Annotated in this window: 16 protein-coding genes; 9 read left to right on the forward strand and 7 right to left on the reverse strand. The window is 41.4% G+C overall.

The genetic code is table 11. The features are described 5' to 3' along the window. Nucleotides 1–68: 68 nt before the first annotated feature. Nucleotides 69–1250, reverse strand: coding sequence for a MalY/PatB family protein (locus tag ACT3QN_RS03585; protein ID WP_444528925.1), 1182 nt, complete (start codon nt 1248–1250; stop codon nt 69–71). Between the two features lie 435 nt (nt 1251–1685). On the opposite strand from ACT3QN_RS03585, the gene ACT3QN_RS03590 reads away from it, so the two are divergent. Beyond that, entirely contained in the window at nt 1686–2324 is a 639-nt protein-coding gene (locus ACT3QN_RS03590) for a hypothetical protein (protein WP_444528926.1), read from the forward strand. Nucleotides 2325–2517: 193 nt separating this feature from the next. Here the strand turns inward: ACT3QN_RS03590 and ACT3QN_RS03595 are convergent, their stop codons facing one another. Beyond that, nucleotides 2518–3318 (reverse strand): crotonase/enoyl-CoA hydratase family protein, encoded by an 801-nt coding sequence (locus tag ACT3QN_RS03595; RefSeq protein ID WP_444528927.1) that lies wholly within the window; start codon nt 3316–3318, stop codon nt 2518–2520. A 245-nt stretch (nt 3319–3563) separates the two neighbouring features. On the opposite strand from ACT3QN_RS03595, the gene ACT3QN_RS03600 reads away from it, so the two are divergent. Both ACT3QN_RS03600 and rlmF read left to right on the forward strand, forming a co-directional pair. After that, nucleotides 3564–4337, forward strand: coding sequence for a LysE family translocator (locus ACT3QN_RS03600; RefSeq protein WP_444528928.1), 774 nt, complete (start codon nt 3564–3566; stop codon nt 4335–4337). A gap of 29 nt (nt 4338–4366) precedes the next feature. Then, nucleotides 4367–5425 carry a 23S rRNA (adenine(1618)-N(6))-methyltransferase RlmF gene (rlmF, locus tag ACT3QN_RS03605; protein ID WP_444528929.1) on the forward strand — a complete coding sequence of 353 codons (1059 nt, stop codon included), beginning with the start codon at nt 4367–4369 and terminating at the stop codon, nt 5423–5425. Between the two features lie 243 nt (nt 5426–5668). On the opposite strand, the gene ACT3QN_RS03610 is transcribed toward rlmF, so the two are convergent. The 5 genes from ACT3QN_RS03610 to dnaA all read right to left on the reverse strand — a co-directional run bounded on the left by ACT3QN_RS03610 (nt 5669) and on the right by dnaA (nt 13643). Then, the gene (locus ACT3QN_RS03610) at nt 5669–6295 is read right to left on the reverse strand and encodes a manganese efflux pump MntP (RefSeq protein WP_444528930.1); all 627 of its coding nucleotides are present in this window, start codon (nt 6293–6295) and stop codon (nt 5669–5671) included. Between the two features lie 132 nt (nt 6296–6427). Then, entirely contained in the window at nt 6428–9040 is a 2613-nt protein-coding gene (gene gyrB, locus ACT3QN_RS03615; protein ID WP_444528931.1) for a DNA topoisomerase (ATP-hydrolyzing) subunit B, read from the reverse strand. A gap of 479 nt (nt 9041–9519) precedes the next feature. Continuing rightward, entirely contained in the window at nt 9520–10731 is a 1212-nt protein-coding gene (recF, locus tag ACT3QN_RS03620) for a DNA replication/repair protein RecF (RefSeq protein ID WP_444528932.1), read from the reverse strand. A 136-nt stretch (nt 10732–10867) separates the two neighbouring features. Continuing rightward, nucleotides 10868–12043, reverse strand: coding sequence for a DNA polymerase III subunit beta (gene dnaN, locus ACT3QN_RS03625; protein ID WP_444528933.1), 1176 nt, complete (start codon nt 12041–12043; stop codon nt 10868–10870). A gap of 160 nt (nt 12044–12203) precedes the next feature. Then, nucleotides 12204–13643 (reverse strand): chromosomal replication initiator protein DnaA, encoded by a 1440-nt coding sequence (gene dnaA / locus ACT3QN_RS03630; protein ID WP_444528934.1) that lies wholly within the window; start codon nt 13641–13643, stop codon nt 12204–12206. Nucleotides 13644–14235: 592 nt separating this feature from the next. Between dnaA and rpmH the strand changes: the two genes are divergently transcribed. The 6 genes from rpmH to nrdR all read left to right on the forward strand — a co-directional run bounded on the left by rpmH (nt 14236) and on the right by nrdR (nt 19389). Further along, entirely contained in the window at nt 14236–14370 is a 135-nt protein-coding gene (gene rpmH / locus ACT3QN_RS03635; protein ID WP_007394757.1) for a 50S ribosomal protein L34, read from the forward strand. A gap of 178 nt (nt 14371–14548) precedes the next feature. Next, on the forward strand, nt 14549–14920 hold the full coding sequence (gene rnpA / locus ACT3QN_RS03640; protein WP_444528935.1) for a ribonuclease P protein component: 372 nt from the start codon (nt 14549–14551) through the stop codon (nt 14918–14920). A 1-nt stretch (nt 14921) separates the two neighbouring features. Next, nucleotides 14922–15296, forward strand: coding sequence for a membrane protein insertion efficiency factor YidD (gene yidD, locus ACT3QN_RS03645; protein ID WP_444528936.1), 375 nt, complete (start codon nt 14922–14924; stop codon nt 15294–15296). A gap of 215 nt (nt 15297–15511) precedes the next feature. Then, nucleotides 15512–17194 carry a membrane protein insertase YidC gene (gene yidC, locus ACT3QN_RS03650; RefSeq protein WP_444528937.1) on the forward strand — a complete coding sequence of 561 codons (1683 nt, stop codon included), beginning with the start codon at nt 15512–15514 and terminating at the stop codon, nt 17192–17194. A gap of 260 nt (nt 17195–17454) precedes the next feature. Then, entirely contained in the window at nt 17455–18843 is a 1389-nt protein-coding gene (mnmE, locus tag ACT3QN_RS03655; RefSeq protein WP_444528951.1) for a tRNA uridine-5-carboxymethylaminomethyl(34) synthesis GTPase MnmE, read from the forward strand. Nucleotides 18844–18930: 87 nt separating this feature from the next. After that, nucleotides 18931–19389, forward strand: a complete 459-nt coding sequence (gene nrdR, locus ACT3QN_RS03660) for a transcriptional regulator NrdR (protein WP_057762240.1) — start codon at nt 18931–18933, stop codon at nt 19387–19389. Nucleotides 19390–19415 lie beyond the last annotated feature (26 nt).

Consider the following 19415-nt stretch of genomic DNA (forward strand, 5'->3'; position numbering starts at 1 on the left):
AAAAACACTAAAAAAGGCTGGACTATATCGATAGTCCAGCCTTTTTATTTGTCCGCTATATCAGTCAATTATATAGCTTCGGATGACTCGCCCAATGTCGTCTCACTCAATGCCATATGCATACGATTTAATCCTTCGAGTAGCAATGCTCTAGGACAGGCCACATTAATACGCATTTTAAGATGCCCTTCCTCACCGTACTTATATCCTGCGCTCAGCTCAACCTTGGCAGCTCGCAGTGTGTCATATAGCACTTGATCATCTTGACCATACGCTGAGCAATCTATCCAAATCAAGTACGAAGCTTCTGGACGCATGACCTTAATCTTAGGCAGGTGCTGATTTAAAAACTGCACCGTTAACTCAATGTTGGCTTCAATATAACTCAGCGCCTGCGTCAGCCACTCACCGCCCTGCTCATAAGCCACACGCATCGCTGTATAAGCAAATAGATTCAGCTCGTACTCGTCATTTAACTGCTGCTGTTGGCTGATTTTTTGGACCAATACTTCGTCTGTCGCAAATATCATAGAGCCTTTGATACCTGCGATGTTAAAGGTTTTGGTCATCGATGTCAGGCTGACTACATTATGCTCATAGCCTTTAGCTAGGGTTAGAAATGGCGTAAACGTATGACCAGTCAAGGCCAAATCTTGATGAATCTCATCACTGACAATCGCCACATTGTGCTTTTTGCAAATCGCAAGCAGTGCTTCTAACTCACCTGTCGTCCATACGCGCCCGCCTGGATTTTGCGGGTTACACAGCAGATAAAGCTTAACGTTATGCTCGATGATTTTGGCTTCGATATCAGCCAAATCCAGCTGATATCTACCCTCAACCTCTTGTAACGCAGAGATTATGAGCCGACGACCATTCTGCTCAACCTTACTCATAAACGGCGTATAAATAGGATCGTTGACCAGCACTGCCTCACCTACTTCGGTAAAGACATTCATCATTAACGCTAGGCTGGGTACGACACCGGGGGAAAACAATATATTCTGCTTTTTCAGCGGCAAATCATAACGACTGCCATGCCACTGAATAATTGAGTCATACAGGGCATCGGTAGGTTTGGTATAGCCCAATATGCCGTGCTGCACGATTTGATCAATTGAATCTAAAATGGGCTGGGCGGCTTTAAAGTCCATGTCTGCGACCCATAGCGGAATCGTGTCATCGGTATAGTGCCACTTGAGTGAACCTGTATTACTTCTATCGATTATTTCATCAAAGTTGTATTGCATTGGGTTTCTTCTCAATTATAAAAATAGTGGTTTAGAGTACAACATGAAGTGTGTCATCGCCAATGGCTTTATGGTTGTTGTATAGATAGACGAATAGTTGGCGTGTTTTAAACCATGACTATTGAATAATCCGCTTAACTACTTTTTGAAGGTGTAGAGTACTTATTGCTTGATCTGTCATTATAAGTTAATGTAAAAAGTGTATAGTTAATCTAAACTACTAAATGGAACTAATGTCATCACCGTATGATAATTATAGTCGGTTCAAGATAATTTAGATGCAAGGAAGGTAAGTGTAACTGCTAAAAATAGTAGGCTAAGCAAACCTGACAACGTATTTCATTTATATAAGATTGACTATATTTATCTGATAATATCAAGCCACTTATAAACCCACCCTAAAGCTACTATGGCTTTTTTACAGGACTATGCATAATGAAAATGGACTCTCTATCAAACCTAGCACTTAACAGTACAACGCTCAAAGTTGGTGCGATTACGTTAGCTATCGCCGCAACTACGGCATGCACAACTATGGCAACAGGCGCTGATCATAAAATGTCAGATACCCAAACTACCGCAAGTGCTACTAGTAGTACTGCCATCGCGCTTGGTGAAGCGGCAATGGCTGGTGGTACCAACGATACCGTCGCTATCGGCAGTCAAGCCAATGCAGGTCTAAACTCAGCTACTGCCGTTGGTGGTCAAGCAAATGCTGCAGGGCTAGGCTCAACCTCTATCGGCTGGAAATCAAAAGCTACTGCTGAACGTGCACAGGCATTTGGTCATCTAGCTGATGCTAGTGGTGTTCGCTCGACTGCTGTCGGTGAAGCAGCAGCAGCACAAGGCGCAACTTCGGTCGCGGTCGGTAATAAATCTATGGCAGGCGGTATGAACAGTATCGCTATCGGCAATGAGGCAAAAGCATCTAAAGACAACCAGGTCGTCTTAGGTAACGCTGGACAAGTGCAGTCAAGTACCGCAGCACAATCAGGTACGGTCAGAATCGTCACTATCGATGACAATGGTACGCTAGGTACGATGATGGTTGATTACTACCAAAAGGCTAAATAACTATAGTTGAGTGGTCAACACTGACGCTGTTGTAGTCAGTCATACTAGCTAAAATCAAAAACCTCGCGATTGCGAGGTTTTTTTGGGTGATACGTTCGACTAAATAGGACTTTTACGGAAATTTAAAAGATAACTCCACATATCGACCTTTTAACTTTTGCGTATGAGAAATAACTCTTAAACCATATTAGTATTAACGCCCAGTAAATTCAGCCTCACGTCTCTCAACCATCGCCATTACACCTTCTTTGGCATCTTCGGAGTAAAATAAAGGCGGCAGATAGCTATGGATATTAGCCAATGCGGTCGCTGCCCCATTACGGCTCGCATCTTGCACTGATGACAATGTACCTCTGACGCCCAAAGGCGCAGCTTTGCAGATTTCTTGTGCCAGCGTTAATGCGCGCTCATACTCAGACCCATTAGCTACTACCTCACTGACCAGATTCAGTCTATCAGCTGTCTGAGCATCGAATGCTTTACCAGTAAGTAGATAAGGCATGGCTTTTTGCCAGCCTGCCGCCGCGACGAAGCGTACCGTTGCCCCGCCAAATGGCATGATGCCGCGCTGGACTTCCATTTGGGCAAAGTTACAGTTGTCACTGGCGATCACCACATCACTGTTTAGCATCAGCTCGATAGCTACGGTAAAGCACGTGCCCTTAACCGCTACAACCACAGGCTTAGTACGCAGTTTCCCACTGATGCCCCATGGATCGATTTGCTCGTCATTAAACTCAAACACGCCATCGTTTAGCTTGTCTTGTAACTCGACCAAATCCAACCCAGCGGTAAAGTGGTCACCATGGGCAAATATCAGGGCACAGCGTAAGTTGTCGTCTTGTTCGTAGCGAGTCATCGCATCAGACAACTGCCCGATCATATGACTGTCAAAGGCGTTACGTTTATTGGCACGATTGAGCCCCATAAGGCAAACATGGCCTTGCGTGTCATAAGTGATGCGATTGTCTGTGCTGTTACTGTCCGTAGTCATGGTTTCATCCTTGTTCAAATAATCATTGTCTTATAGTGGGTAGTTTCATAGTGAGTGGTTGTATAGTTAAATATTGATACTTTATTCACAGAATTTTGTCGATAGACCCACTTTTAATATAGACACCCTCGCGCTATAACACAAGCAGCAGAACTGCCACGAATAAAGCGCAATTCAATATCAGTTGACCTTATTTGCGATCAGTGTAACCATTATCAAACTTAAGACATCACTCAGAGCATTTTATGGAATTTTGGCACGGTTTTTTGCTTATCACTAGCGTCCACCTACTCGCTGCCGCCTCACCAGGGCCTGACTTTGTCTTAGTATCGCAGCAGACATTGGCAAAAGGTCGACGCACTGGTTTGATTTGTAGTCTCGGTATTACCTTAGGCCTTGCTGTACATATTATCTACTCGGTATTGGGACTGGCGACAGTCATTGCTCACTCGCAGCCGTTATTGACTACTATTAAATGGTTGGGCGGCGGCTATCTGATTTATTTGGGATGGCAAGGTATCCAAGCCAAGCCCAAAAAACCAGCAGATTTAGCCACAGCTGATCTTTTAAAAGAAATGCACCCTTTAGAAAAAGCAGATCCATTAGAGAGCGCAGACTTAAAGGTGAGCTCCAGCGATCACCTTTCACAAGATACGCTCACCAGCCAAAACACCCTCCCAACTAAAGCAGCCACTATCGAAAAATCACCGAGTAATAGCGAATCAACCTTTGCTACGTTGCGTCGTGGGTTCTTTTGTAATGTCTTTAATCCAAAAGCGCCTGTCTATTTCGTCGCCATCTTTACGCTTGTATTGTCGCCTGATATACCGCTTTGGCAACTGGCTATTTATGGCGTATGGATGATGATCTTACAGATGTCATGGTTTAGCACAGTCGTTATGCTACTCTCTATCCCTGCTATTCACCGCCGCTTTCAAAGGTTTGAGCATTGGATCGACCGCGTATTAGGTACAGCGATGATAGTATTGGGATTAAACCTCATTTTACGTAACCGATAAAACGTTTGTTTGCGGCGAAATCTGCTAAAATGGTTGATTATATTCAAACATCAAAGCCACGCACTATGACCAGTTATCCCTCGAACAGTAAGCACAGAAACAGATCTCCTGCGACCGCAAAAAAGCTCGGTCAGCTGCACCCACGCAACCCGCACCAAGGTCGTTATGACTTTGCGGTACTGACTCGCGCCTTACCCGAGCTTGCTGAACATACGATTACCAACCCTAAAGGTGAGTCGACGATTAACTTCTCGGATCATCAGGCTGTGCGCGTGCTCAATAGAGCACTGTTGGCGAACTATTATGGGATTAAGTTTTGGGATATTCCTGAAGGCTATCTATGCCCGCCTATCCCCGGTCGTGCAGATTATATTCACTACATCGCGGATTTATTGGCGCAAACCACTCACGTAAATGCTGATAACACACCGCCGACAGGCAAAGAGATTCACGCGCTTGATATCGGTACTGGTGCTAGTGCCATCTATCCTATCGTTGGCAGCCAGAGTTATGGCTGGCGCTTTACCGCAAGCGATATTGATCCTATTTCGGTCAATACCGCAGCGTTGATTTGTGAGTCAAACCCAAAACTAAAAAACTCAGTTAAAGTAAAGCTCCAGCCTGAGCCTAAATTCATCTTTAAAAACATCATCGGTCGTCAAGATTATTTTGATATCGTGGTTTGTAATCCTCCGTTTCATGCGTCTTTAGAAGAAGCAATGGAAGCTAATAGTCGTAAGCAGCATAACCTGCAACGCCATCGCGGTAAAAACGAAAGCCCTCAAATCAGTCGTCATTCAACCAAGTCAGGCAATGCTGCTCAAAACCTAAACTTCGGTGGTCAACACAAAGAGCTGTGGAGTGAAGGTGGCGAGATTGCCTTCTTAACCAAGATGATAAAAGAAAGTCAGAGTTTTGCAGAGCATGTCGGTTGGTTTACTAGCCTCGTCTCAAAATCTGAAAACGTGAAGCCGTTACAGCTGCTACTAAAGCAATTGAATGTCACTCAAATGCGAATCATTGAGATGAGCCAAGGCCAAAAAAGCACACGTGTATTGGCATGGCGTTTCGACACCGATAAAGAGTAATCACTAAACAAGACTACTAACACCTTGTTTCACGTGGAACAGAAAAGCACTACTTTGAAGTTCAAAGCGGTGCCTTTTTTTAAGGATTAATTGTTACAACGACTAATTTTAATAAAGGCCAATCTTTATTAAAGTCAGAGCGTGTTATCAATTAGGTTATGAGCATTAAAACGAGATAAATTAATGCTAAACAAGGAAAAACTCGCAGTAAATATGAAAATATTGACACCGTTTAGCGGAAATTTAACCAAAAAACATTACCTTTAGCCCAATTAAGATAAGTACCGTACCGCCCAATGCTTCTGCTTTATCTTCTAACCGCGTCCCCGAGCGCCACCCTAGATAAACACCAAGTAAGCCAAATACAGCGGTAACGATGGCAATAATCAGACAAGCTAACCAAGCATTCATTGCCAATAAGTTGAGCGTAAATCCCGCTGCCATCGCATCGATACTGGTCGCAATGGCGAGTGTAAATAAAGTACGCTGACTAATCTGTTTTTGCACGGTACTGTTGACTAAGACAGTATCAGCATCTACCTCAATCTCTTTATTTTCTGCACTGTTATCAACATCACTAGCCTCATCAACTCCAAAGAACACTTCGTAAAGCATTTTTCCGCCGAGAGTTATAAGAATAAGACCACCTATCCAAGGCGCAGCCGCTGCCAACCAACCTAACAGTGCTGCACCTAATAAGTAGCCTATAAGCGGCATCATGCCCTGTGCAATACCAAAATACAAGGCAGCATAAACAGCCAAACGCAGCATATGATAATGACTTTGCTTTTGTGATTTAGCACCTAATCCGATCGCCACTGCAAACGCATCCATAGCTAGCGCGATAGCGAGCAGTATCACCTCAATCATTTTGTTTTTCTCATAAAATAGTCGATTTTTTGTTCCACGTGAAACAAAAATACCGCTTTGGCATCCAAAGCGGTATTTTTACATGCTATTAGAACAAGTCCTAAACTAGGATATCAAACTTAAGGTCCAAGATTAGATATCAAGGTTAGAAACGGTCAATGCATTTTCTTCAATAAAGATACGGCGTGGTTCCACATGATCACCCATCAAGCAGGTAAACATATGATCAGCAGCAATGGCATCTTCGATAGACACACGCAGCATACGACGGTTTTCAGGGTCCATCGTGGTGTCCCATAACTGATCCGCATTCATCTCGCCCAAACCTTTATAGCGCTGAACGGATAGACCACGACGCGCATCGACCATCATTTGTTGCCACAAATAATCAAAGTCTCGTATCGGCATATCTTTACTACCACTATTACTCTCACGGCGGATAAAGGCATCATCCTCAAGGAGTGTGTTCCATTCGCTTGATAAACGTAACAACTTGCTATACTCACCTGAGTTAATAAAGCTAGCATCTAACAGATAATGATGGGCTAACTGGTGAACATATACTGTGACGCGTGGTAGCCATTGGGCCTTAGTAGATAAAGCCTCACTATCTGACGCTTCGCCATCTTCATTACCTACTACTGGCGTCATACCCAATAGATCTGCTGCGGCTGCATCCATATTTTTTGGCTGCGGCGCATGGATATTAATCAGTTCAATCTCAGGACTTAGATCGCTACCAAATTGATCAAGCTGAGTCTGCATCGCTGCTTTCCACGATTGCATGGCAGACTCATCATAAGTCATGTCAGTGCTAAGTTTTGGTGTATGCGTTAATGCGTCCAAAATCACCGCTGGGAAACGAATCTGTAAACGTGCTTTGACCAACTGCGTTTGGTTATAGTCGTTAAGCAGTGCTTCAAGAGCCTGCCCAGTAATCGCAGGTGCATCAGCACTGATATGCAGCTTAGTATTATCGATTGTTGAAGACAATAAATATGCTTTGAGCGCTTCATCATCTTTCAAATATAACTCTTGACGGCCTTTTTTCACTTTATATAGCGGTGGCTGAGCAATATATACATAACCGCGCTCAATCAACTCAGGCGTTTGACGGAAGAAGAACGTCAATAACAACGTACGAATATGCGATCCATCAACATCGGCATCGGTCATGATGATGATTTTATGATAGCGTACTTTGTCAGGGTTATATTCGTCAGGACCAATACCACAACCTAATGCAGTAATCAGGTTACCCACTTCAGCAGAAGACAACATTTTGTCAAAGCGAGCACGCTCAACGTTCAGAATTTTACCTTTTAGTGGCAAAATTGCTTGCGTTTTACGACTACGACCTTGTTTAGCCGAGCCACCTGCAGAGTCACCCTCCACAATATAGAGTTCTGAAAGTACAGGATCTTTCTCTTGGCAATCAGCCAGCTTCCCAGGTAGGCCTGCAATATCCAAAGTCGTCTTGCGACGTGTCATTTCACGCGCTTTACGAGCCGCATCACGAGCACGTGCTGCTTCCATAATTTTATTAGCAATGGCTTTACCAGCACTTGGATTCTCTAATAGATAATCATTGAATTTATCGTGCATTGCTGATTCAACAGCAGACTTCACTTCGCTTGAAACCAGCTTGTCTTTGGTCTGACTTGAAAACTTTGGATCTGGTACTTTCACAGAAACGATCGCCGTCAACCCTTCACGAGCGTCATCACCAGTTGCAGCAACTTTCTCTTTTTTGAACAAGTTTTCGCGATCCATATAGCTATTTAAGCCACGTGTAAGTGCTGATCTGAAACCTGATAAGTGAGTGCCACCGTCTTTTTGCGGAATATTGTTAGTGAAACACAATACTTTTTCGTTGTAAGTATCTGACCATTGTAGCGCGACTTCTACGCTGATACCGTCATCTTGCTGACTGGTAAAGTGGAATACTTCGTTGATACCATCTTTGCCTGCATTAATATAGCTGACAAACTCTAGTAAGCCACCTTTGTGTTCAAACTCATGACGTTTATCAATACGCTCATCAGTCAAAACAATACGCACACCAGAGTTCAAAAATGATAGCTCACGTAAGCGTTTTGCTAAGATATCGTACTCAAAGATTGTACCTGTAAACACATCGGCACTGGGGTAGAAGCGAATTTGTGTACCTGTTTTATCGGTTGCTTCCATCTGCTTGATATCGCTGTCAGGCACACCATCAGTATAAGTCTGATGATAGTGATAACCTTCACGCCAGATATTCATCTCAAGCTTTTGAGAGAGAGCATTAACTACTGATACCCCTACACCGTGCAAGCCACCTGACACTTTGTAGCTATTGTCATCGAACTTACCACCCGCATGTAGAACAGTCATAATAACCTGAGCCGCTGATACACCTTCTTCTGGATGAATATCAACAGGCACACCGCGACCGTTATCCATCACACTGACAGACTCATCTTCGTGAATAACGATATCAATCTGATCACAGTGACCAGCAAGTGCCTCATCGATAGAGTTATCCACTACCTCAAAGACCATATGATGCAAACCTGTGCCATCATCGGTATCACCGATATACATACCAGGGCGCACACGTACAGCCTCTAGCCCACGCAACACGCGAATATCTTTAGAACTATAATCAGAAGGTAATACTTCTGAAACTACAGTAGGCACAGCAGCTTCAGTAGCACTGTCGTCTATCAATTGCTCGTGGTCAATAGGTAATGAATCACTCATGTACATTCCTTAATCTAGCCATAATCAGCCATTTATAATTAGCGCATTTATAAAAAATGCACTTCATAATAGCATCTTAAAATTAACATCTATTATCCATAATCTAGAGTGCATATGAGCAGTTAAAACACTAACCACCGTTAGCCTAAAAAAGGCCGCACAGAGTTCAAATTAGCAAATTATTTATTAGTAATAGTCTTTGTTCTTCTAGCCATTATTAAAACTATTGAAAAATAAATAAAATGCATCCTTATCAAGTATTTACATAAAATAGAAAAATAGAAATCTTGCTTAAGATGCTATCCAATCAATTGCTGAGCACAGGACAAAAATAAAGGGTTATTTTAACATTTTTTTGCTGCTAAGTCACTGTTTACTGAGAGTTTTACAGCCTCTAGAAGGTTGTCTTAGCATAGTAGCTTTTAGGAAAAATATTAGTCGCTGTCAGGTCAAAGAATGAGAGGTAAGAATATAAGATATTAGTCAGTAAGTAAGATTTCACCTTGTTTCACGTGAAACACGTTTGGGTATGACCAAAGTTCATTGACTAAGGGCAAAATATCATCTGTCAGGCTAGTCATAAATACTTGGCAAGGGAGTTTAGCTAGGGTCGACAGAAGTATTCCTATAGCTCTATCATCCAACTCTGCAGTAATATCATCTAGCAGCACAACAGGTGTCGCTCTCGATGATAAATCATCATTAAGTGAATTACTGCTTTCTTTATCATTTAGCAATAATGGTAGTTGCGATAAACGCAATGCCGTGATCAGTAGCTTCTTTTCACCGCGAGACAACACATTGGCTGCCTGCTCTTTCAAAGTCGGTAATTTGGTTTGGACACTATGTCCTAAAGCTGCTGTTTTAGTATCTGTCGTTTGATCTTCTATAAATGCATCAGAACGCCAATGCACATGAATATCAGCACGATGGTTGCCTATACGGGTATATCCCAGTTGCAAATCCTGCTCTAACCGCTCATTAAGCTGCACATCTAGCGCGATACTAGTGTCATAACCAGCGTTGTAGCTCAAGCTCAGTTGCTCAGCATAAGATGGCAATAGCTGTACGATACTCTTGGCAAAATAAGGTTGCCATGCAGTAAATACTTGTTCACGATAATGATGAATCAAGGCAGCATGGTTACTCAATCCTTTATCCCATGATTTCAGCTCAGCCAACTGTACTTGGGTTAAGTGACGAGTGCTTTTTAGCAAACTATTGCGCTGTTTTATGAGACGTTGATAAGCCATCCATTGTGGATGAAATCCTTGTTTCATGTGAAACACCAACCAATCTAACAGCTGTCGACGGCTCGCACTTCCCTGCTCCAACATATCCATTGTTGATGGATCTATGAGTAAGGTAGGTAGCTGTTCTGTCAGGATACTCTGATTATAAACAGTGGTCTGATTGAGACGTAAGACAGTCGTAGCATCTGCTTGCTTTTGAATAGCCAAAGTACGACTATCACTGAGCTTAGCATGAACGGTTGTATTTTTTTGATGATGCTGGATATAGCGTTTAGGCTGGTGATGGCGAAAGCTCTTACCTCTTGATAACAAAAATATAGATTCAAGCAAAGAGGTTTTTCCGCTACCGTTCGCACCGACAATAACATTGCAAGCAGCAGGCTGTAAGCTAAGTTGAGTAAGATTTCTAAGATGAGATATTTGTAGACGTTCAATCATGGTATCGATAGCCGCCCATTAAAGCCCGCTAAAATGGCAGGCAAAAGTTTACTAAAATTTATATTCAGTACTGGAAATAAAACTCTTTGAAATTTAATAGTTCTATTCAATTTTGTTTGTTTTTAAAGAAAAAAAACTATATACGCATTGGCATAATGACATACTGATGGAATTCATCATTTAGTTGATTGACCAGTACAGAGGCATTAGATTGGCTCATATGCATTTGCAAGTCACCTTGGATGACACCTAATACATCTTGCAGGTACGCAGCGTTAAATGACAGTTCCATTGGCTCACCTTGATACTTAGCTTGTATCATCTCAACCGCTTCATCTTGCTCAGCATTGTTAGCACGCACTTCTACCATGCCATCACTAGCAAAATTGAAGACCACACCACGAGATTTCTCATTACTTAAAATCGCAACGCGGCGTAGCACATCTGTCACTTTTTCTTGGTTGAATAACGCCAGTTTATCGGTATTGCTTGGCATAACACGGCGATAATCAGGGAACTTACCATCAATCAAACGCGCCGTAAAAGTCACCATCAAGTTATCGCTCACCTGCCCTGTACTATCTACATCACCAAACGGCAAGCTTACCTGCAGAAACTCACGCCCAAAGCTCAGAGTAACTACATTGTCCTGATCTCCAAGCATCTTACCAAGCTCGGAAGCCAAGCGCTCAAGCTCAATCACTGCCTTACGTGGCAAGATAGCCTGCATATTGAGATCTGCACTCACATTGATAACACTACGAGCCAATGCCAACCTATGGCCATCAGTCGCTACCGTTGTCAGTTGCTGCTGTGACACATCAAATAGCATACCGGTTAGATAATAGCGTACATCTTGAATCGCCATCGCAAACTGCGTCTTATGAATCAAGTCTGTCAGACGATTACGACTGATAGTCAGAGGTGTAATATTTTCAGGATTACCCAAGCTTGGATAGTCTTCACTTGGTAACGTCCCTAATGTAAAACGGCTTTTACCACTAGTTAGTAAGCAACGTTCATTTGCCTGAGTGGCTAGATTAACTTGCGCCTGTGCAGGTAGCGATTTGCAAATATCTTTTAGCTTGGTTGCAGGAAGCGTCGTGGTACCTGCTTCAACACAAGCACCAGCAGGCAATTTCAATGTCGATGTAAGCTCCACCTCTAAATCTGACGCTGTCAAAATGAGCTCAGATTCTGATAGCTGTAGCTTAATATTACCCAATATAACCATATTGTGGCGTTTATCAGCGGCTTTAGCGATCAAGTTGATAGCTTTTAGTAACGATTCTCGATTGATCGATAGTTGCATGCTTAGTTACTCTTATTTGAATGATTCTTTTATAAAAATTTGTCACAATGACACAATAATACCTTGTCTACTGATGATAATCTACAAAGCATCTGTGCACTTATATTTTCGATATTATAAACCATCTATCTCCGCTAAAACACAACGATGTATGGCGACTCTATCCTGCCTGTAACATCAGAGATAGGGTCTTATAATCCTTATCAAACGTAGGGTCCGCCGCTCTTAATTCGTTTACTTTATCACAAGCATGCATCACCGTCGTATGGTCACGCCCCCCAAATGATTGACCAATTTCAGGAAAGCTATCGCCTGTCAATTCACGTGATAAAGCCATCGCTATTTGGCGTGGTCTTGCAATGCTACGCGTACGTTTACGTCCCATAATATCTTTAACTGTTACATCGTAGTATTCGGCAACTATCTTACGGATATTATCCATATTTACAGCTTGTACACGCATCGCAACGATATCTTTTAGCGCATATTGCACCATCTCAAGCGTAATTTGTGCCCCTGTTAAATTAGCATTGGCAAACACTTGGTTTAAAGCACCTTCCAAACGTCTGACGTTAGATACCACATTTTGTGCAATGAACAGAGCACACTCTTTTGGCAATACCATACCGTAAGAAGCTGCTTTTTTCTGCAGAATCTGTACTCGAGTATCAATCTCAGGAGGATCAACAGCGACTGTTAACCCCCAAGAAAACCGTGATCTAAATCGTTCATCAAATTCTGTCATTTGGGAGGGATGTCGATCAGAGGCTAAAATTAACTGTTTATCACCACTAGTAAAATCTGCAAACAATGTTAGAAACTCATTACTACTTTTAGTCTTTCCTGCTAATACATGAATATCATCTACAATTAATAAATCTACTTTTTTTATTTTCTTTTTAAAATCTTCTATTTTATTATTTCTTAATGAATAAACTAATTGATTTATAAATTTTTCAGAAGTGAAATAATAAAAACTTTGATTATTTTTTAAATAGCGATGAGCTACAGAATGCATTAAATGCGTTTTTCCCAATCCAGAAGGACCGTATATAAATAAAGGATTGTGACGATTTTTCGATTGGCGCTTACCAAGCTCATAACAAGCCTTGTAAGCCAAGTTATTGGACTTGCCCGTAACGAAGGTTTCAAAGGTAAAGTCAGGATTCAAATAGCTTAGTGATTTTGTATCAGCAGACTCCACTGGCTCATTATGACGCATGTTCGCATCGATATCTGCTTTCGCGTTGTTATGATGAATAGACTCAAATTTGTGTTCGGATGGAGTAGGGGAGACCTCATTTTCTACAAACAAAGAACCTGATTGACCATTATCTTCTTCATTGCGCCCAGCATTATCAACACGTACAACAACCTCTTCAATACTACCTTGACTGTGCTTATTCACTAATTGCTGAATATCTTGAAGATGATTTTTTTTGATATACGTCACAAAATAATCATTGGGAGCAAGAATGATTAAAGTTTGTGCTTCTTGATGAGCTGACAAAGGTCTCAGCCACATAGTAAACACATTATCTTTGACGTTATAACGCAAATCGTTTAGACATTTATCCCAAATATTTGCTGTGTCTATCATGAAAAATACTAACCTTATAATCTGAAATAATGGTTACGTTACAGCAATATAAATTGCTACTTAAGTCTTGATACTACGTGCAATAACTGGCCGCAAAGCTCGGATTGATAACCTATACGAGGCCGTATATTAAGTAGTGGCTAATTTAACACAAACGCCCTGTGGATAAAACCTTGTTTTTTTGTGGATAATACTGTGGATAGTTTTGTGTATAACTTTATAAAGCTAGTTATCCATATTTAACCCACAGGTTATCCACAATCTTACCCATAGCCTAGTATCTTGATAAAAAAGAAGAAAAATGACTTAACCACAGATATTCATGATCCCAATAATAACAATACTATACTTATATTAATCAATTATTATTATAGAGTTTGAGCGTAACTGTGGATAACTTTTAAAGTTGTATAATAAATAACCATGAAATTCGGTTGACTAGACATAGATTTTTAAGAGATTTTTTCTACTAAACTAATATTATTTATTTCATGTTTAGAGAAAGACGAAATTAGTTCATTGACCAAAACCATACTTAATGGTATAATCCTCCGTTATTACGAATTTAGTCCATTATTTTGATAGGTGAGTTATGAAACGTACATTCCAACCAAGCGTGATCAAGCGTAAACGTACTCACGGTTTCCGTGCTCGTATGGCAACTAAAAAAGGCCGTCAGGTCTTAGCTCGTCGCCGCGCTAAAGGACGTCATCGCCTTACTGTATAATCAGTAGTTTGCGATAAGCATGGCTAATAGTGCTTGTTGTGTTCTTATTGTTTATAGATTGCGATAGTCAACATCACAACTGACACTTAGCCATATATTAAAAGCGCCCACATTGGCGCTTTTTTTGTCTCTATAATTTGTTACTGTTTCTTCGATCATTATCCTACTAGGTTGTACCATGTCCAACACTCTTTCAGATACACCTACAGCTAGTTTTACTAAGCAACAACGCTTGCTTACTCCTGCAGCCTTCCGTGAGGTCTTTGACGCACCTGAACGCAAGATCCATCAGAGTCACTTGATGGCTTTTGTACGTGCCAATGAACATGAACAGCCGCGAGTTGGTATGGCTATTACTAAGCGTAAAGTACCTACTGCTGTGGCTCGAAATCTGATTAAAAGATACGTACGTGAAGAGTTTCGCACAAAAGCTTTTAAAATGGAAAATAAAGATATTGTTTTTATTGTTAAGAAACCTATTAGGAATATAAATAACAAAGAATTAAAAAATCAAATAATTAATATACTTAAAAAAATAGAAAATAAATAAAATGAAATTTTTATTAAAAAATATAAATGAAATATTTTATAATCTTTTGTTTTATTTAATAATATTTTACCAAAAAATAGTTAGTCCTATAATACCTGCTCGTTGTCGCTATTATCCAACATGCTCAAATTATGGCAAACAAGCTTTGGCATGGCATGGTGTTCGTAAGGGCAGTTGGTTACTGTTAAAACGTCTTAGCAGTTGTCACCCTCTAGGTGGACACGGTGTAGATTTTGTACCCTTGCCTTTAGCTTCTTATAACTATCAATACCTATCTTCTATTAGTGTGTCAGATACTAATATTCAGGGATTGGGTGTCTATCAAAACAATACTAGTTATGTTTCACAGCTTAATCATTTATTGAAATCAATATAAGCTCTCTTTCTCCAGACCCAGATATATACCCTATTAAGTTACCCACAAGTTATCCACACTCTTGGTATCATTTGAGACAGATTTTTAGTAAAATGATGCACATTTTATGTAAATGACTACTGATACAGTTGTCTTGTAACAGAACAACTGTGTAATACAGTCATGACACATGCCCTAATTTTTCATTCCCTAATTTTTTAATCTAGGAAAGGTTTATGCAAAAGATATTTCGGGTGATGATCATCATTGCGATGCTAATTACCGCTTATCTGCTGATTTTGGCATGGCGAGATGATTATGCCGATGCTCCAGCGGTAGATGCGGTGCCAGAAACTACGAGTTCGGTAGGTGCTGACATTCCTTCTACTACTGGTGCAGCAGGTGATATCCCGGTACAGACATTACCTGTGGATAACAATGCTGTGACAGCAACTCCTGCGAAAAACGCTGGTTTAATCACGGTAACAACCGATCGCTATGATATAAAAATCAATCCAGAAGGTGGTGATATTGTTTATGCTGCGCTCAAGCAGTATGACGCAACGCTCGATAGCGATAAGCCTTTCGTACTGTTAGAAAACAACAGTAACCGTGTATATGTGGCTCAATCTGGACTTATTGGTCAGAACGGTATTGATACAGCAGAGGGTAGAGCGACTTATAGCCATGCCGCCAACAACTACGTAATGGAAGATGGACAGCAAACGTTGTCAGTACCGCTTACTTACAAAAAAGACGGCGTGACGATTACCAAGACGTTTACTTTCACTGAAAATAAATATCCAATTGATATTAGCTATCAGATTCAAAACGCGTCTACCAATGCTTGGCAAGGTCAGATGTTTGCACAGCTAAAGCGTGATGATAGTAAAGATCCTGGTATGTCTGATAAAGGCGCGCTGAGCATGGCGACTTATCTAGGCGGTGCTTGGGGTACACCAGATGATCCTTATAATAAGTTGAAATTTGGTGACTTTAGTGATGGTGAGTTGACGACGACTAGCGATAAAGGCTGGGTTGGTATCGTACAGCATTACTTTGTCTCTGCCTGGACGCCTCAAAACTTCACGGGTAAATTCTTTAGTCGCGAAACTGGTAGTGATTACTTTATTGGCTTTAACAGTCAACCAGTAAACGTAGCACCGAACAAGCAAGTTACTTTGAATGCGACGCTATATTCAGGTCCGAAAGTACAGTCTGAGCTTAAAGATGTAGCGGTAGGTCTCAACCAGACAGTTGATTACGGTTTATTATGGCCTATATCTAAAGTCTTGTTCGCTATCTTGGATGGTGTGCACAAAGTAGTGGGTAACTGGGGTTGGTCGATTATTATCCTGACTATCTTGGTTAAAATTGCCTTAATGTGGTTCTCTAATAAGAGCTACTACTCTATGGCAAAAATGCGCGCTATCGCACCAAAACTCAAAGTGCTCAAAGAAGAGCATGGCGATGATCGTATGAAAATGTCACAAGAAATGATGGCAATATACAAAGAAGAAAAGGTCAATCCAATGGCGGGTTGTCTACCTATCTTGATGCAGATGCCAATTTTCTTAGCGCTATATTGGGTACTAGTAGAAAGTGTTGAGCTTCGTCATGCACCATGGATTTTGTGGATTCAAGATCTCTCAGCGATGGATCCATGGTTTATCTTACCATTGCTAATGGGCGCTTCAATGTTTGTACAGCAGCAGCTGAACCCTCAGCCAGCTGATCCAATGCAAGCAAAAGTCATGAAGTTCTTACCGATTATCTTTACAGCGTTTATGTTGTTCTTCCCAGCAGGTTTAGTTCTATATTGGACCGTGAATAACTTGTTTAGTATGACTCAACAATATATCGTTAATAGAAAAGTTGAAGAAGAGCAAAAGCGCCGTACGGTAAAAGTAGTTGATTAACTAGCTCTTTGTAAGAAACATAAAAAACCATCGCGTAAGCGGTGGTTTTTTTATAGGTGGTGGGTAAGTGATAGATTTTATCCACAGCTTATCAACACCAAAACGAAAGTGCGTCTAATACTATCTCCTTTCAAAGTTTGCTTTGTCAGTATGAGTCCAGACGTCTATAATGGAGCTTTTAAACATTGAGAGTAATTGTGGATTCCTTAGAGACAGCATTAGCCAAACCTGATTCTTCTGAAAAGTCTAATACATCCGGATTGGCCACAATTGCTGCGATTGCAACGCCGCTTGGACGAGGCGGTGTAGGTGTTATACGCCTATCAGGCAGTCGTGCTTATGACATGGCATGCGCTTTGACGGGTAAATCTGCTTTTACACCACGCATGGCCAGTTTTTGTCGTTTTTATCAGGCTGACGGCACTGTTATCGATGAAGGGCTGGTCTTGTTCTTCAAGGGACCGCATTCGTTCACAGGTGAGGATGTGATTGAGCTGCAAGGGCATGGTGGAGTTATTTTACAAAACCAACTGCTCTCGCGTGTATTTGAGCTAGGTGCCAAGCAAGCAAGTGCAGGAGAGTTTTCTTACCGTGCCTTTGATAATGATAAATTGGACTTGGTACAAGCAGAAGCAATTGCCGATGCGATCGATGCAACTAGTGCCGCCGCAGCCAGTAGTGCAATTCGCTCACTAAGCGGTGAGTTTTCACAAAAAATCAACCAACTATTAGAACAACTTATTCACTTGCGTTTACATGTTGAAGCTGCGATTGATTTTCCTGATGAAGAAGATGTCGACTTTTTGTCTGATGGAGTCATACAAAGCAAACTCGAGCACACGCAAGATAAAATACAACAAGTCTTAGCAACGGCAAAGCAGGGTCAACTTTTGCGTGATGGTATCCATGTTGTGCTAGCAGGAAGACCAAATGCAGGTAAATCGAGCTTGCTAAACCGTCTTGCAGGGCAGGAGCGTGCTATTGTGACTGATGTCGCTGGTACGACACGTGATACGCTACAAGAGACTGTGGTGCTCAACGGTTTGACACTACATCTCACTGATACGGCAGGCCTACGCGATACAGAGGATACTGTTGAGCGTATTGGTATTGAACGTGCCCGTACTGCCATCACGCAAGCTGATATGCTACTGATGGTCTATGATGTGACTCGTGATGTGGAAGAAGAGAGCACACCGTTACAGCTTGCAGAGCAGTTATTTGGTGAGTTGCCAGAAGCTAAGCGTTTGCTAATCATTGCTAATAAGAGCGACTTATTGAGCGATAGTAGTAATGAAAAAGTCGCTGCTATGACCCAAGCTGAAATCAAGAGCAGAGGTTATGAGCAAGTCAATGTTTCATGTGAAACAGGCGTTGGTATTGATAATTTAGTCGAAGCACTATGTGAAAAAGTAGGTTTTCATCCACCAGAGAATAGCTTAACCGCTCGTACTAGGCATTTAGATGCGCTTAGACGCACAGCTGATTTCTTGGCAGAGGCACATGAACAATTAACGGTATTTGAAGCGGGTGAGTTGGTTGCTGATAGTTTACGTCAGGCCCAGCAAAGTTTAGGTGAAATTACGGGTGAGTTCAGCGCCGATGACTTGTTGGGTAAGATATTCGGCAGCTTTTGTATTGGTAAATAACTAGTAAGTGGTGTTTTTTACTATTTAATAAACTTAGCTATGTTAAAAACACTGCTCTTATGCTCAATCGTAAAATAAGGAAATGCTATGCACTGTCCGTACTGTAATGCGTCAGAGACCAAGGTTATTGACTCACGTCTTGCTGCGGAAGGTGCACAAGTGCGTCGACGCCGTTCGTGTAACAGCTGCCAAGAACGTTTTACGACTTTTGAGATGGTAGAAGTTGTCATGCCAAGGATTATTAAATCGAGTAACAAGATTGAACCTTACGACAATGAAAAGCTGCGCCGTTCTATTTTACTACCTTTACAAAAGCGCCCTATCACTATCGATGAACAAGAGGCAATGATTAGTCGTATCGAAAAGCGTGTCAGGCAGATGGGTGAGCGAGAAATCAGTAGTAAGGTCTTGGGTGAGATCATCATGAGTGAGCTTAAAACTTTAGATGATGTCGCCTATGTACGCTTTGCCAGTGTGTATCGCGACTTTCAAGATATCGATGCCTTTCATCAAGAAATTGCTAATATTCGTCCAAATGAAAAGTAAGCAAACCAACCTAATAAGTAAATTTT

Origin of the sequence: Psychrobacter sp. AOP7-C1-14 (assembly GCF_052376135.1) — a bacterium.
Lineage (GTDB): Bacteria > Pseudomonadota > Gammaproteobacteria > Pseudomonadales > Moraxellaceae > Psychrobacter.

What these genes read in the sequence shown, in the direction of transcription:
- rlmF (WP_444528929.1), top strand. Translation starts at nt 4,367, where the DNA reads ATGGTTGATTATATTCAAACATCAAAGCCACGCACTATGACCAGTTAT.
- rpmH (WP_007394757.1), top strand. Translation starts at nt 14,236, where the DNA reads ATGAAACGTACATTCCAACCAAGCGTGATCAAGCGTAAACGTACTCAC.
- rnpA (WP_444528935.1), top strand. Translation starts at nt 14,549, where the DNA reads ATGTCCAACACTCTTTCAGATACACCTACAGCTAGTTTTACTAAGCAA.
- yidC (WP_444528937.1), top strand. Translation starts at nt 15,512, where the DNA reads ATGCAAAAGATATTTCGGGTGATGATCATCATTGCGATGCTAATTACC.
- dnaN (WP_444528933.1), bottom strand. Translation starts at nt 12,043, where the DNA reads ATGCAACTATCGATCAATCGAGAATCGTTACTAAAAGCTATCAACTTG.
- ACT3QN_RS03595 (WP_444528927.1), bottom strand. Translation starts at nt 3,318, where the DNA reads ATGACTACGGACAGTAACAGCACAGACAATCGCATCACTTATGACACG.
- yidD (WP_444528936.1), top strand. Translation starts at nt 14,922, where the DNA reads ATGAAATTTTTATTAAAAAATATAAATGAAATATTTTATAATCTTTTG.
- ACT3QN_RS03600 (WP_444528928.1), top strand. Translation starts at nt 3,564, where the DNA reads ATGGAATTTTGGCACGGTTTTTTGCTTATCACTAGCGTCCACCTACTC.
- ACT3QN_RS03585 (WP_444528925.1), bottom strand. Translation starts at nt 1,250, where the DNA reads ATGCAATACAACTTTGATGAAATAATCGATAGAAGTAATACAGGTTCA.
- nrdR (WP_057762240.1), top strand. Translation starts at nt 18,931, where the DNA reads ATGCACTGTCCGTACTGTAATGCGTCAGAGACCAAGGTTATTGACTCA.
- ACT3QN_RS03590 (WP_444528926.1), top strand. Translation starts at nt 1,686, where the DNA reads ATGAAAATGGACTCTCTATCAAACCTAGCACTTAACAGTACAACGCTC.
- recF (WP_444528932.1), bottom strand. Translation starts at nt 10,731, where the DNA reads ATGATTGAACGTCTACAAATATCTCATCTTAGAAATCTTACTCAACTT.
- dnaA (WP_444528934.1), bottom strand. Translation starts at nt 13,643, where the DNA reads ATGATAGACACAGCAAATATTTGGGATAAATGTCTAAACGATTTGCGT.
- ACT3QN_RS03610 (WP_444528930.1), bottom strand. Translation starts at nt 6,295, where the DNA reads ATGATTGAGGTGATACTGCTCGCTATCGCGCTAGCTATGGATGCGTTT.
- gyrB (WP_444528931.1), bottom strand. Translation starts at nt 9,040, where the DNA reads ATGAGTGATTCATTACCTATTGACCACGAGCAATTGATAGACGACAGT.